13 protein-coding genes are annotated in these 12,634 nt (G+C 62.7%); 6 read left to right on the plus strand and 7 right to left on the minus strand.

Annotated features, from left to right (window positions below):
* Positions 1 to 3 precede the first annotated feature (3 nt).
* The 3 genes from AC5ZG1_RS27170 to adh all read right to left on the minus strand — a co-directional run bounded on the left by AC5ZG1_RS27170 (position 4) and on the right by adh (position 4,182).
* Positions 4 to 1,404, minus strand: a complete 1,401-nt coding sequence (locus AC5ZG1_RS27170) for a pyruvate dehydrogenase complex E1 component subunit beta (protein WP_456644373.1) — start codon at positions 1,402 to 1,404, stop codon at positions 4 to 6.
* 38 nt (positions 1,405 to 1,442) lie between these two features.
* Positions 1,443 to 2,465: a pyruvate dehydrogenase (acetyl-transferring) E1 component subunit alpha gene (pdhA, locus tag AC5ZG1_RS27175; protein ID WP_028167546.1), complete on the minus strand. Its 1,023-nt coding sequence runs from the start codon at positions 2,463 to 2,465 to the stop codon at positions 1,443 to 1,445.
* Positions 2,466 to 2,664: 199 nt separating this feature from the next.
* The gene (gene adh, locus AC5ZG1_RS27180) at positions 2,665 to 4,182 is read right to left on the minus strand and encodes an aldehyde dehydrogenase (protein WP_130229882.1); all 1,518 of its coding nucleotides are present in this window, start codon (positions 4,180 to 4,182) and stop codon (positions 2,665 to 2,667) included.
* A gap of 319 nt (positions 4,183 to 4,501) precedes the next feature.
* Between adh and AC5ZG1_RS27185 the strand changes: the two genes are divergently transcribed.
* The 6 genes from AC5ZG1_RS27185 (at position 4,502) to AC5ZG1_RS27210 (ending at position 9,294) form a co-directional block, all read left to right on the plus strand.
* On the plus strand, positions 4,502 to 5,092 hold the full coding sequence (locus AC5ZG1_RS27185; protein ID WP_245475073.1) for a helix-turn-helix domain-containing protein: 591 nt from the start codon (positions 4,502 to 4,504) through the stop codon (positions 5,090 to 5,092).
* 323 nt (positions 5,093 to 5,415) lie between these two features.
* The gene (locus AC5ZG1_RS27190; RefSeq protein ID WP_496134595.1) at positions 5,416 to 6,627 is read left to right on the plus strand and encodes an MFS transporter; all 1,212 of its coding nucleotides are present in this window, start codon (positions 5,416 to 5,418) and stop codon (positions 6,625 to 6,627) included.
* 91 nt (positions 6,628 to 6,718) lie between these two features.
* The gene (locus AC5ZG1_RS27195) at positions 6,719 to 7,339 is read left to right on the plus strand and encodes a DJ-1/PfpI family protein (protein ID WP_496134596.1); all 621 of its coding nucleotides are present in this window, start codon (positions 6,719 to 6,721) and stop codon (positions 7,337 to 7,339) included.
* A gap of 39 nt (positions 7,340 to 7,378) precedes the next feature.
* Positions 7,379 to 7,768 (plus strand): RidA family protein, encoded by a 390-nt coding sequence (locus AC5ZG1_RS27200; protein ID WP_130229886.1) that lies wholly within the window; start codon positions 7,379 to 7,381, stop codon positions 7,766 to 7,768.
* 9 nt (positions 7,769 to 7,777) lie between these two features.
* On the plus strand, positions 7,778 to 8,356 hold the full coding sequence (locus tag AC5ZG1_RS27205) for an MOSC domain-containing protein (RefSeq protein ID WP_496134611.1): 579 nt from the start codon (positions 7,778 to 7,780) through the stop codon (positions 8,354 to 8,356).
* Positions 8,353 to 9,294, plus strand: a complete 942-nt coding sequence (locus AC5ZG1_RS27210) for a PDR/VanB family oxidoreductase (protein ID WP_496134597.1) — start codon at positions 8,353 to 8,355, stop codon at positions 9,292 to 9,294. Before AC5ZG1_RS27205 ends, AC5ZG1_RS27210 begins: the two co-directional genes overlap by 4 nt.
* A 159-nt stretch (positions 9,295 to 9,453) precedes the next feature.
* Here AC5ZG1_RS27210 and AC5ZG1_RS27215 read toward each other — a convergent pair whose 3' ends face one another.
* The 4 genes from AC5ZG1_RS27215 to AC5ZG1_RS27230 all read right to left on the minus strand — a co-directional run bounded on the left by AC5ZG1_RS27215 (position 9,454) and on the right by AC5ZG1_RS27230 (position 12,591).
* Positions 9,454 to 9,852 carry a VOC family protein gene (locus tag AC5ZG1_RS27215; protein WP_456644378.1) on the minus strand — a complete coding sequence of 133 codons (399 nt, stop codon included), beginning with the start codon at positions 9,850 to 9,852 and terminating at the stop codon, positions 9,454 to 9,456.
* Entirely contained in the window at positions 9,849 to 10,169 is a 321-nt protein-coding gene (locus tag AC5ZG1_RS27220; protein WP_496134598.1) for an ArsR/SmtB family transcription factor, read from the minus strand. The genes AC5ZG1_RS27215 and AC5ZG1_RS27220 overlap by 4 nt, the downstream gene beginning before the upstream one ends.
* Positions 10,170 to 10,293: 124 nt before the next feature.
* Positions 10,294 to 10,716, minus strand: a complete 423-nt coding sequence (locus AC5ZG1_RS27225) for a DUF2721 domain-containing protein (protein ID WP_245475074.1) — start codon at positions 10,714 to 10,716, stop codon at positions 10,294 to 10,296.
* 363 nt (positions 10,717 to 11,079) lie between these two features.
* The gene (locus AC5ZG1_RS27230) at positions 11,080 to 12,591 is read right to left on the minus strand and encodes a helicase HerA domain-containing protein (protein ID WP_496134599.1); all 1,512 of its coding nucleotides are present in this window, start codon (positions 12,589 to 12,591) and stop codon (positions 11,080 to 11,082) included.
* Between the last annotated feature and the right edge of the window lie 43 nt (positions 12,592 to 12,634).

A 12,634-nucleotide genomic window follows, 5' to 3' on the forward strand; every position in this document is an offset into this window, starting at 1 on the left:
GCGTCACCGGTAACAAACGGCTTTGGCGGCTTCCACCACCTCGGCGACCGAAGGCAAGGCCATCTTCTCCAGATTGGCTGCGTAGGGCATCGGCACGTCCTTGCCGGATACGCGCGTAACCGGCGCATCCAGATAATCGAAAGCATGCTCCATGATGCGGGCGGCAACCTCGGCGCCGACGCCGCTTTGCTGCCAGCCCTCCTCGACCGTCACCGCACGGCCGGTCTTCTTCACGGACTCGACGATGGTCTCGGTGTCCATCGGCCGCAGCGTGCGCAGGTCGACCACCTCGGCCTCGATGCCTTCCTTGGCGAGCTCGTCGGCGGCCTTCAGCGAATAGGTCATGCCGTTGGACCAGGAGATGATGGTGACGTGCTGGCCCTTCCGCGCGACCCGCGCCTTGCCGATCGGCACGATATAGTCGTCGAGCTTCGGCACCTCGCCGGAATGGCCGTACAGCACCTCGTTCTCGAGGAAGATCACCGGATTGGGATCGCGGATAGCGGCCTTGAGCAGGCCCTTGTAGTCGGCGGCCGAGAACGGCGCGACCACCTTGAGGCCCGGAATGTGCGAGTACCAGGACGAATAGTCCTGGCTGTGCTGCGCGGCGACGCGGGCGGCGGCGCCGTTCGGCCCGCGGAACACGATCGAGCAGCCCATCTGGCCACCGGACATATAGAGCGTCTTGGCGGCGGAGTTGATGAGCTGATCCATCGCCTGCATGGCAAAGTTGAAGGTCATGAACTCGACGATAGGCTTCAGGCCGGCCATCGCCGCGCCGATGCCGATGCCGGCAAAGCCATGCTCGGTGATCGGCGTATCGATCACGCGCCGCGCGCCGAACTCCTGCAGCAGTCCTTGGCTCACCTTGTAGGCGCCCTGATATTCGGCGACCTCTTCGCCGATCAGGAAGACATCAGGATCGCGCCGCATCTCCTCCGCCATGGCGTCGCGTAGCGCTTCGCGGATGGTCTGGGTGATCATCTCGGTGCCGGCGGGCACCTCCGCCTCGGGCTCGCTGACCGCCTTCGGTGCGGCCGGCACTTTCTCTTCTGCCTTGGGCGCAGGCGCTTCGGCCTTGGCCTGCGCCGGGGGCGCCGACTCGGCGGCCTTCTCCTGCTTGGCAGGGCTGGCGGCCTTGGCGAGATCGGCGGCGCTTTCGCCGTCGGCCAGGATGGTCGCGATCGGCGTGTTGACGGCGACGTCGGCGGTGCCTTCCGGGATCAGGATCTTGCCGAGCGTGCCCTCATCGGTGGCCTCGACCTCCATGGTGGCTTTGTCGGTCTCGATCTCGGCGATGACGTCACCCGACTTGATCGGCTCGCCTTCCTTTTTCAGCCATTTGGCGAGGTTGCCCTTCTCCATCGTGGGCGACAGCGCAGGCATGAGAACTTGAATGGGCATATCTGCTCCCGGATAACTCTTTCGTTTTCAGTCTGCGCTTAGCGGTAGACGTCGGTGTAGAGCTCGGACGGATCGGGCTCGGGATCGTGCTGGGCGAAGTCGGCGGCGGCATTGACGATATCGCGCACCTCGGCATCGATCGACTTCAAGTCCTGCTCGCTGACATCGGCAGCGAGCAGACGGTTGCGGACCTGCTCGATCGGGTCTTGGTCATGGCGGACCTTCTCCACCTCCTCGCGGGTCCGGTACTTGGCCGGATCGGACATCGAGTGGCCGCGATAGCGGTAGGTCTGCATTTCCAGGATATAGGGGCCCTTGCCGGCGCGGCACCAGGCGACCGCCTCCTCGCCTGCCGCCTTCACCGCGCGCACGTCCATGCCGTCGACCTGCCGGCCCGGGATGTTGAAGGAGATGCCGCGCTTGGAGAAATCGGTCTGCGCCGAGGAGCGCGTCACCGAGGTGCCCATGGCATAGCGATTGTTCTCGATGATGTAGACTACCGGCAGCTTCCACAGCTCAGCCATGTTGAAGCTTTCATAGACCTGGCCCTGGTTGGCGGCGCCGTCGCCGAAATAGGCCAGGCTCACGAAATCGTTTTCCCGGTAACGGTTGGCGAAGGCGAGCCCGGTGCCGAGCGAGACCTGCGCGCCGACGATGCCGTGGCCGCCGTAGAAATGCTCGGCCACGCTGAACATGTGCATGGAGCCGCCCTTGCCCTTGGAATAGCCGCCGCGGCGTCCGGTCAGCTCGGCCATCACGCCCTTGGCATCCATGCCGCAGGCCAGCATGTGCCCATGGTCCCGGTAGCCCGTTATGACCTGGTCACCCTTCTTCAGGGTCATCTGCATGCCGACGACGACGGCCTCCTGGCCGATATAGAGATGGCAGAAGCCGCCGATCGCGCCCATGCCATAGAGCTGGCCGGCCTTCTCCTCGAAGCGCCGAATCAGCAGCATGTCGCGCAGCGCCTTGAGTTCCTGCTCCTTGGTGAATTCCGGCGGGGAGCCGTCCCCCTTCTCCTGCCCTGAGTCCTTCGTGACGCTTTTCTTGGGTGCGGCCATGGCATTTCCGGATGAGAGGGATGATTTGGCCCTCTCTATCCCAACTCAAACGGCCGTGGAAGGATTGCGTGATGTCGCACAGCAATTGCTATGCCGCAGTGCAGCGTGAATCAAAATATTGCTAGCGATTGCGTTTGTTCGGAATTTCATTGCGTGATGACGGCGCGGGCGGACCTCGCGCCGTCATCACGCCGCGGAATTAGAAGAAGCCGAGCTTCTTGGGGCTGTAGCTGACCAGGAGATTCTTCGTCTGCTGGTAGTGGTCGAGCATCATCTTGTGGGTCTCGCGGCCGATGCCCGACTGCTTGTAGCCGCCGAACGCCGCGTGCGCCGGATAGGCGTGGTAGCAGTTGGTCCAGACGCGGCCGGCCTGGATCGCCCGCCCGAAGCGGTAGCAGCGATTGGCATCGCGGCTCCAGACGCCGGCGCCGAGGCCGTAGAGCGTGTCGTTGGCGATGGCGAGCGCCTCCTCATCGGTCTTGAACGTGGTGACCGACACGACCGGTCCAAAAATCTCCTCCTGGAAGATCCGCATCCGGTTGTTGCCCTCGAACACGGTGGGCTGGACGTAGAAGCCGCCTTCGAGATCGCCGCCAAGCATGGCCCGCGCACCGCCGGTCAGGAGCTTGGCCCCTTCCTTGTTGCCGATATCGATGTAGGAAAGAATCTTCTCGAGCTGCTCGTTCGAGGCCTGGGCGCCGATCATGGTGGCGGGATTGCGCGGGTCGCCCTGCTCGATCGCCGCAACGCGCTTCAGCGCCTTCTCCATGAAGCGCTCATAGATATCTTCCTGCACCAACGCGCGGCTCGGGCAGGTGCAGACCTCGCCCTGGTTCAGCGCGAACATCACAAAGCCCTCGATCGCCTTGTCGAGGAAATCGTCATCTTCCGCCGCCACGTCCTTGAAGAAGATGTTCGGTGACTTGCCGCCGAGCTCAAGCGTGACCGGGATCAGGTTCTGGCTGGCATACTGCATGATCAGCCGGCCTGTCGTGGTTTCGCCCGTGAAGGCGATCTTGGCGATCCGCGGGCTCGACGCCAGCGGCTTGCCAGCCTCTAACCCGAAGCCGTTGACGATGTTGAGCACGCCGGCAGGCAGCAGGTCGGCAATGAGCTCGATCCACACCATGATTGAGGCCGGGGTCTGCTCGGCGGGCTTCAACACCACGCAATTGCCGGCGGCCAGCGCAGGCGCCAGCTTCCAGCACGCCATCAGAAGCGGGAAGTTCCACGGGATGATCTGGCCGACCACACCAAGCGGCTCGTGAAAGTGATAGGCCACCGTGTCGTGGTCGATCTCGGCGAGGCTCCCCTCCTGCCCGCGCACGACGCCGGCGAAGTAGCGGAAATGATCGATCGCGAGCGGCACGTCGGCAGCGCGGGTCTCGCGGATCGGCTTGCCGTTGTCCCAGGTCTCGGCGATCGCGAGCCGCTCCAGGTTCTCCTCCATGCGGTCGGCGATCCGGTTGAGGATGTTGGCCCGCTCCGCGACGCTGGAGCGTCCCCAGGCGTCCTTGGCAGCATGTGCGGCATCGAGCGCGAGCTCGATGTCCTGCGCATCCGAGCGCGCGATCTTGCAGACCACCTTGCCGGTCACCGGCGAGGCGTTGTCGAAATACTTGCCCGCGCGCGGCGCGACCCATTTGCCGCCGATGAAATTGTCGTACCGCTCCGCGAACGGGTTCGTCGATGTCGTGAGGAATTCAGGCTTGTTCATGCTTCACTCCCGCTATTGTTTGATTGCTGACCATCGCCGGCTCATGCCGCGCGACGGCAGGAAAAACATGTCGGGCGGAAGCAAGGATGTCAGCGGGGTGACATCAGAACACGGCACCGACCTGTCGCAGATTTGCGACACTCGCAGCGGAGGGACCGCCGCGTTTCATTCTGGAGGACGACAGGGCTGCGTGAGCTTCCAGAAACTTCTCTCGAAGCGCAGATAAACCACAAGGACAGCGACTGCCCCCATCCAACCTCCAGATTGCCCTTACCACTCTGAATCCGTAAGAGTAGTGCTCATCAAAAGGATTACCGGTTTGAGCACTTTAGATCCCAGTGACAGTTCTCAGCTTTCGGTTCTCGCCGAAGAGATTCGTCATTTCCGGAAGAAGAACAACTTCTCGCTCGAACAGCTCGCCGAGGCATCCGGTGTCAGCCGCTCCATGATCTCCAAGATCGAGCGCTGCGAGACGGTTCCCTCCACCGTGATCCTGTCCAAGCTGGCGGAAGCGCTGGGCGTCACGTTCTCGCAACTGATGGCGCCCGCGGTCGAACGCGAAATCGTTTATATCCCGGCCGCCCGCCAGCCGATCCTGAGGGACGAGGAATCCGGCTTCCTGCGGCGGTGTATTTCTCCCGTGCTTCCCGGGCGCGGGATCGACTGGGTGCTCAACACGCTACCGCCGGAAGCGGACACCGGAAACTTCGTGGCCCATCGTCGGGGCGTGGAGGAGTACATCTTCGTGCTGCGCGGACGGATGCGGGTCTCGATCGGCGATCAGCGCGTCAATCTCAATCAGGGGGATTCGCTTTATTTCCAGGCGGATGCCGACCATTCATTCCTCAATCTCGGCAAGACGCCGTGCGAGTATTTCCTCGTGATCGACACCGCGAAGGTACGATCGTGATCCACTGAAGTGGAAACTAATCTTCTAACCGCGACGTGATCCGCCGTGACCGATGCTGCGGCCAGAGCCGCTTTTTCAGTCACTTCGGTCAATTGATGGGCGTCGGCGCGCGGTCGCGGGCGCCTTGCCGCAATCGCATGCAGCGCCGAATTTGCGGGCTTTTTTGAGCGCCAGCAGCTTCCAAATTCATCAAAGCATTCGAGCTTGCGAAAAAGCTCAGCGTTTTCGGCGGAAGAATTCCGGCACACCGCTTGCATCCACTACTTTGGAAAAACCTCTCATAAACGGGAAATGTGTTCCCGGGGTTTTTTGAGGAGTTGGAAATGAGCATTGCTGCGACCATATCTGACACCCGAACGGCTGGCTCCAAGATGCGATCGATCGTGATTGCGAGCAGCGTCGGCACCATCATTGAGTGGTATGACTTCCTGATCTATGCGACCGCTGCGGCGCTCGTGTTCAATAAGGCGTTCTTTCCGACCATTGATCCGCTGACGGGAACGCTTGCCGCGCTCGGCACTTACGCCGTCGGCTTTGTGGCCCGCCCGCTAGGCGGCGCGCTGTTCGGGCACTTTGGCGACCGGATGGGACGCAAGTCGATGCTCGTGCTCACGATGTTCATCATGGGCCTCAGCACGTTCTGCATCGGATTGCTGCCGAACTACGCCTCCATCGGTGTGCTCGCCCCCATCCTCCTGATCCTGCTGCGCATCATTCAAGGCATCGGCCTTGGCGGCGAGTGGGGCGGCGCCTCGCTGATGGTCATCGAGCATTCGCCCGCCGACAAGCGCGGCTTCTACGGCAGCTTCGTGCAGATCGGTTTTCCCATCGGCCTGGTGCTGGCGACGCTGGTGTTTGCGCTGGCGACGAAGCTTCCCGAGGCCGACTTCCAGGCGTGGGGCTGGCGCATTCCGTTCCTGGCCAGCGTCCTGCTGCTCGCGCTAGGTACGTTCATCCGCTCGCGGGTTCCGGAGACGCCGGTCTTCGAGAAGATGAAGGCCACCGACTCGTTCTCGAAGAACCCGTTCGGCGAGGCTCTCGGCAAAAACTTCAAGACATTCCTCATCGCCGTCGGCCTGAAGCTGTCCGAAGTGTCCTGGGTCTATATGCTCACGGTGTTCGTGGTCGTGTACGCCACAACGACACTGGCGCTGCCCAAGCAGATGATGCTCGATGCGGTGATGTATGCCGCATTGTTCGAGCTGATCACGCTGCCTCTGTTCGGCTGGCTGTCGGACAAGATCGGTCGCCGCGTGTTCTTCATGCTCGGCGCAGTGTTCACCATCGCTTTCGCGTTTCCCCTGTTCTGGATGCTGGAAACCAAGAGCGTCGCCACGGTGACGCTGGCCATCATCATCGCCATGAATTTCGGGCACGGCATGATGTTCGGACTGGAATCCAGCTACTTTCCCGAACTGTTCGGGCCGCGGGTTCGCTACAGCGGCGCACGGCGGCCGCCATCGGCGGCGGATTCTCGCCGATCATCGCTACGGCGCTGGTCGGTTACTTCGGCGGCACCACGGGCGTCTCGGTGATGATGATCGGCATCGCCATCCTGACGCTGTGGGCGGCCTTTGCCGCGCGGGAAACCAAGGATGAAACTATCGGCTGAAGCGGAAAAGCTCCATGCTGTTTGGCATCTTCATCTACGACGGCGTCGAGCCGATTGATCTCGCAACCTTCGGCGTGCTGTCCATGGCACGCCGGATCGCTCCTCGCATCCGCATCTGCACCATCGCACCGAAGGCGGGCATCATCCGCCTGTCCAATGGTCTCGACGTCATCGCGCAGTTCGGCATCGACAATGCTCCGGTGTGCGATGTCGTCATCGTGACCGGCGGTCCGGGGTGGGAGCAGCAGGCCGCGTCGGAGGCAACGCTCGACTATGTCAGGCGCGTCCATGCCTCGACGCAGGTGGCGTCCGTATGCACGGGCGGCATGATCCTCGCGGCCAGCGGCGTGCTCGACGGCATCGCCGCCACCACGAAACGCGCGATCGTACCACCGGAGGTGTCACCGCTCGGGCGGATGCGCAGCACGTATCCGCAGATCGATGCGCAGGAGGCTCCCATCGTCGACAGCGGTGCGGTGGTGACGGGCGGAGGCGTATCGCTCTGCATCGACACCACGCTGCACATCATCCAGCGCATGCTGGGTGAAGCCGTCGCCAGCGAAACCGCGCGCATCATCGAGTATCAGCGCGCACGCAAAGCCAACATGAACCGCGAGGAATTTCTCGCGGGATAGACCCGGACTCGAACGTCAGAAAAAGAAAGCGAAGACCACATGACCACCAAATTCCTCGTCAGCACCGACAAAGCCGCGCCCGCTGCGGGTCCGTACTCGCAGGCCGTGCGCACCGACCAGCTCGTGTTTGCGTCCGGGCAGCTTCCGATCGATCCTGTAAGCGGGACGATTCCGGAGGGCATCGAACAGCAGACACGCCAGTCGCTGGCCAATTTGTCCGCGGTGCTGGAAGCAGGCGGCGCTTCCTTCGAGAGCGTCGTCAAGACCACGGTGTTCCTGAAGAACATGGACGACTTCGCCGTGATGAACGGGATCTACGCCGAGTTCTTCAGCAATGCGCCTCCGGCGCGCTCGACCATCGAGGTCGCGCGGCTTCCGAAGGATGCGCTGGTGGAAGTCGAAGCCATTGCGCTACGCACGAAAGGATGAGCCGTGAACATGCATTCGCCAGAGCGGCCGCCGCCGAAAATGATCGAGGCGTTCGCGCATCCCGCAGGTTCGGTCGCCATCATCAAAGACGGCGGCGCCACGCAGTGGCGCGGCGTCCTGCTGCACATCCACGTCGCGCCAAGCGCCAGCTACGAGATGGAAGAGCTTGCCGAAGCGGAATGCGTGGCCGGGCGGGGAATCGTCGGCGACCGCTACTATAACGGTCTCGGCACCTATTCGCCGAAGCCCGATGTGCGCGAGGTCACGCTGATCGAGCAGGAAGCGCTGGATGCGCTCTCCCGCAACGATCCTCCGTTGCAGCAGGGGCCGATCGCGCTGGAGCCGCGCGACCACCGCCGCAATCTGACAGTGAAGGGCGTGCCGCTGAACCATCTCGTCGGGAGGCGCTTTCGCGTCGGCGACGTGATCCTGCGCGGCGGGCGGCTAAACTTTCCGTGCAAGTACCTGGAAGAGCTTTTGGGTCTGCCGGTCTTCCTCCCGCTCTACAATCGCTCCGGACTGAACTGCGGCATCGAGCGCGGCGGCATCATCCGCCCAGGCGACGAGATCGAGTTGCTCAGCCCATGACAGCACGTTTGATCATGAAGCTGCGTGTCGAGAAGCTGAGCTTCTCGACACCGGACGTTGTTCACCTGAAGCTCGTTCATCCCCTGCGGCCCGCTCTGCCTGAATGGAGCGCGGGTGCCCATGTGGATATGCGCCTGCCCGACGGGCGCGTGCGGCAATACTCCCTGTGTGGCGATCCGGCCGACACCGCGCGCTACGAGATCGCCATCAAACGGGAGGCGAACGGCCGTGGCGGCTCGGTGTGGGCGCATCAGACGCTGAAGGAGGGCTGCGAGGTCCACATCTCCGCGCCGCGCAACAATCTTCCTCTAATGTCGGACGGAGAACGCTATGTCCTGATCGCGGGCGGGATCGGCATCACGCCATTGCTAGCGATGGCGCGCAGCCTGAAGCAGTGGGGCAAGGCATTTACGCTCCACTATTGTGCGAGGTCGCCGTCGGAGGCGCCGCTGCTCGCTGAACTGGCGCAGGTCTGCGGCAATCACCTGCAGTGCTGGTTCTCTAAACACGGCGAACGGTTCGATCCGGCGGTGATCGGTCCGCCCAGTCCCGGCACCCACGTCTACATCTGTGGACCGCAACGGTTGCTTGATGCCGTGCAGTCGTCGCTGTCGGAATGGTCCGAGGAGCAGATTCACTGCGAACATTTTCAGATGACGGTGGATGAGAACTTCAAGCCCGAGCCGTTCGAAGCCACCGTGGCGTCCACCGGGCAGCGGATTCTGGTGCCTGCGGACAAGTCGTTGCTCGATGTGCTGCGCGAGCATGATTTCCCGCTGCCGTCGTCCTGCGAGATGGGCGTCTGCGGCTCCTGCGAATGTGGCTATCGCGACGGTATTGTCCTGCATCGCGACAAGGTGTTGCCGACGTCGAAGCGGCAGGACCGGCTGATGCTATGCGTCTCGCGCGCTCGGGTGAGTGTAACATTGGAGCTGTAGTGAAGGTTCCTTCATTTCACGCGCGTCAAAGGAGCCCGACGCCGCCAGAACCGGCTCGAACACCTGCCGCCGACGACAGATCGGGTATGACATGCGCTAGGCTTCGCCGCTTCCGACCCGTAGCCGATATGTGAGGCCGCGCCGTTGACGTTGCCGCCCTCACCTTCCGTCGACCATTTCGACGAGCTGAATGAGATTGCCACATGTATCATCGAAGACAGCCATTCTGACGGGGCCAGCATCCATCGGCTGTACCGTGAATTCGACACCAAGCTGGCGCAACCGCTCGAATTCCTTTTCGAGATCATCCACCTTGAACGACGCTGCAGGAATCCCATCGTTCACGAGCGCAGATTTGTATGGCCCGACGGCAGGGTGCTCACTCGGCTCAAGCAGGAGTTCGGTTCCTTCCGGCGCCTCCTTCGACACAACAGTCAACCAGCGATGATCGCCACCGAGCGGGATGTCGTGCTTGACGATGAAGCCCAGCTTCTCCGTGTAGAAATCCAGGGCTTTGGCCTGATCGTCAACGAAGACGCTCATGACATAGATCCTCATGTTCCACTCCCTTTTTTCAGATGCTTGTTGAGCCAGGCATCGGCTGCTTTCCGCAGAGGCGCAGTGTCGAAGCTATGCATCTTGGTGCGCCCGCTCCAATGCGTCTGGACCAGCCCAGCCCGCTCCAGCATGTCGAGGTGCTGCGAGATCGTTTGTCGCGACAGGCTTCTGCCATCCTCTGCGACCGACGAAGCGCAGATCTCAAACAAGGACTGCCCGGGACGCTTCGCCAGGCGATCAAGGATGCGGCGACGCACGGGATCGCCGAGCGCCTTGAAGACATTGTCGAGTTGGTCGTCGTCCACCGAGATCAACATGCAGTAATTTTACTGCATGTCAAGCTGCGCGTCGCAAGGGAGCAGCGACCATATGTCTCCGAGTGATGCGATGACGGCGCAGCCCACGATTACGCAAACGCCGTTGACGGGATGGCCTTTGGGCCTACCCGCGCAGATCGTTGTCATGAAGGGAAATTCGCGTCTCGCGCGCCAAGTCGATCAGAGACAGGCAAAACAGGACGAGCGCGCCGATGAACAACAGCGCGACCCCGTACTCGTGCGCCAGATCGAACATCGCGCTGACGAAAGCGACAATGATGATGAGCGCCGTGAGAATTCCCGAGACAACAGCGCAGAACAGCGCCCTGTTCAGAAGCGCGGCCCGCCGTTTGAGGCGGGGCAAATCAGCCTTGAGGAATGATTTGGAGGAATCATCGTCAGGAATGCCGTGAATAAACTGCGCGCGATCGATGATCCGGTTGATCCGGGAAACGAGCACAGAGATAAAGGCGGCGACGGCTCCAAGAAGGAACGCCGGAGCTGCGACAGTGGCGATGATACGACCGAGTTGGTCGACCGAAGGCATGACTGGCATCAAATCCGCTACACCTTGCATCGTTCGACAGGCAGTAAGGAGAGCGCCTAAGGATGCTTCCATTCATCAATTGTCTGTCCCCATCCGGAATGTGCCGCCTGGAATCCAGGTCATGCCCGGATGGTGGAAATCATGCGATAACGGTACGCGTGTCGCAAACCCGACGTTGCCCATAGGTTACTCGCAGCGAACGAGTTTCACCGTTTCAATCGATACTGCCGATTCCGGGTACGACGGTTAGGCCCAACCGCAATCAACAGCGTATCCCGCCTTCAAAGGCAGTCGCCAATCGAGCCTCATAACTTCACACTATCAGGTAGGGGGCCGACAAGAAAGCCCAGCCCGATCGTCGCATCACAGCGACGCAGTGCTGCAGCTTTGCTCCGCCGGCAGTTCCTCGGCATTCGGGCCGCCTGGGGCGGTCGCCCAGGCCAGCTCGACGAGCGTCACGATCCGCCGACCTGCACCGTCAAGCTGGCAGACGATCAGGCCCTGATCCTCGATATAGGTCAGCAGGCGCTGGGCGCGGCGGAGCGAGTGCGAGCCATAGGCGCGCGCGATCGCTGCATCGCTGGGGCACGGCCAGCCCTCCTTCGCCGCGCGAGCGATCATCATGAAGACGCCCTGCATGTCCTCCGGCAAAATGGAGGCGCGAAGCGAGACATCCTGCCATGCGTCATCCTCGACCAGATCGGAGCCGAGCCCGGCGCGGGCGCGCGTCAGCATGCGGCGGAAGTCATTCAGGTCCGGCACGGCCGAACCGAGACCCTCGATCCGGCAGCGGACCACGAACTCCTGATAGAGCACGCCGATGGCGCGGAAGCCCGCATCGGGCTCTGCCAGGACCGCGCTCAGGATCCGGTCCACCTGCTCGCGCCGCTCGGCCAGCTCCTCGTCGCTGATTGGCAGCTCGATCGCCTCGGGGCTGATATCCGGGACCGCGGACTTCGCCGCCCTGAGTTGCTCGAGAAGATCCGGCGCCGGCCGGCGCTGCGGCCGGCCAGCCTCGGGCGGCGGCGCTGCGAGGATCACGGCGCGCGCATCTTCCAGCGTCGCTTCCGGCAGCGGCAGCAGGCGCGGCGTCGCATTGCGCGCGTGGGTATCCGTCGCGCCAATGCGCAGCCCTAGCGGACGGCGGGACAGTGCCGGACCCAGCGCCATGAATTGTCCGCGCTCCAGGTCCCGGAAGGCCTCCGCCTGCCGCCGCTCCATGCCGAGAAGATCGGCGGCACGCGCCATGTCGATATCAAGGAAAGTCCGGCCCATGAGGAAATTGGAGGCCTCGGCCGCGACGTTCTTGGCGAGCTTCGCAAGTCGCTGGGTCGCGATGATCCCCGCAAGCCCACGTTTGCGGCCACGGCACATGAGGTTGGTCATGGCGCCGAGCGAGAGCTTGCGCGCTTCGTCCGACACTTCCCCGGCGATCGCCGGCGCGAAGAGCTGCGCCTCATCCACCACCACAAGCATCGGGTACCAATGGTCGCGCTCGACGTCGAACAGTCCGCCGAGGAAGGCGGCGGCGCGGCGCATCTGGTTCTCTGCGTCCAGTCCCTCCAGATTGAGTACCGTGGAGACGCGATGGATGCGCGCCCGCTCGCCGGCAACCTGCAGGCCGCGCTCGGTATGGTCCTCGGCATCGATCACGAGGTGACCGAAACGATCGGCCAGCGTCACGAAGTCGCCTTCGGGGTCGATGATGGCCTGCTGCACCCAGGCGGCACTCTGTTCGAGCAGCCGACGCAGCAGATGGGATTTGCCGGAGCCTGAATTGCCCTGCACCAAGAGGCGGGTCGCCAGCAATTCCTCGAGATCCAGAACAGCCGGGGCGCCGGCTGTCGTGTGCCCCATCTCGATCGCAACGGTCATGTCCCGACTCAAACTCTCCTTGCGGAGAGGGGCTTATCAACCT

This window comes from Bradyrhizobium sp. Leo78 (assembly GCF_059512425.1).

Excerpts from the sequence above, each read along its gene's own strand:
- pdhA (WP_028167546.1), bottom strand. The coding sequence starts at position 2,465 with ATGGCCGCACCCAAGAAAAGCGTCACGAAGGACTCAGGGCAGGAGAAG.
- AC5ZG1_RS27215 (WP_456644378.1), bottom strand. The coding sequence starts at position 9,852 with ATGAGGATCTATGTCATGAGCGTCTTCGTTGACGATCAGGCCAAAGCC.
- AC5ZG1_RS27190 (WP_496134595.1), top strand. The coding sequence starts at position 5,416 with ATGAGCATTGCTGCGACCATATCTGACACCCGAACGGCTGGCTCCAAG.
- AC5ZG1_RS27170 (WP_456644373.1), bottom strand. The coding sequence starts at position 1,404 with ATGCCCATTCAAGTTCTCATGCCTGCGCTGTCGCCCACGATGGAGAAG.
- AC5ZG1_RS27225 (WP_245475074.1), bottom strand. The coding sequence starts at position 10,716 with ATGCCTTCGGTCGACCAACTCGGTCGTATCATCGCCACTGTCGCAGCT.
- AC5ZG1_RS27230 (WP_496134599.1), bottom strand. The coding sequence starts at position 12,591 with ATGACCGTTGCGATCGAGATGGGGCACACGACAGCCGGCGCCCCGGCT.
- AC5ZG1_RS27220 (WP_496134598.1), bottom strand. The coding sequence starts at position 10,169 with ATGTTGATCTCGGTGGACGACGACCAACTCGACAATGTCTTCAAGGCG.
- AC5ZG1_RS27210 (WP_496134597.1), top strand. The coding sequence starts at position 8,353 with ATGACAGCACGTTTGATCATGAAGCTGCGTGTCGAGAAGCTGAGCTTC.
- AC5ZG1_RS27195 (WP_496134596.1), top strand. The coding sequence starts at position 6,719 with ATGCTGTTTGGCATCTTCATCTACGACGGCGTCGAGCCGATTGATCTC.
- AC5ZG1_RS27205 (WP_496134611.1), top strand. The coding sequence starts at position 7,778 with ATGCATTCGCCAGAGCGGCCGCCGCCGAAAATGATCGAGGCGTTCGCG.
- adh (WP_130229882.1), bottom strand. The coding sequence starts at position 4,182 with ATGAACAAGCCTGAATTCCTCACGACATCGACGAACCCGTTCGCGGAG.
- AC5ZG1_RS27200 (WP_130229886.1), top strand. The coding sequence starts at position 7,379 with ATGACCACCAAATTCCTCGTCAGCACCGACAAAGCCGCGCCCGCTGCG.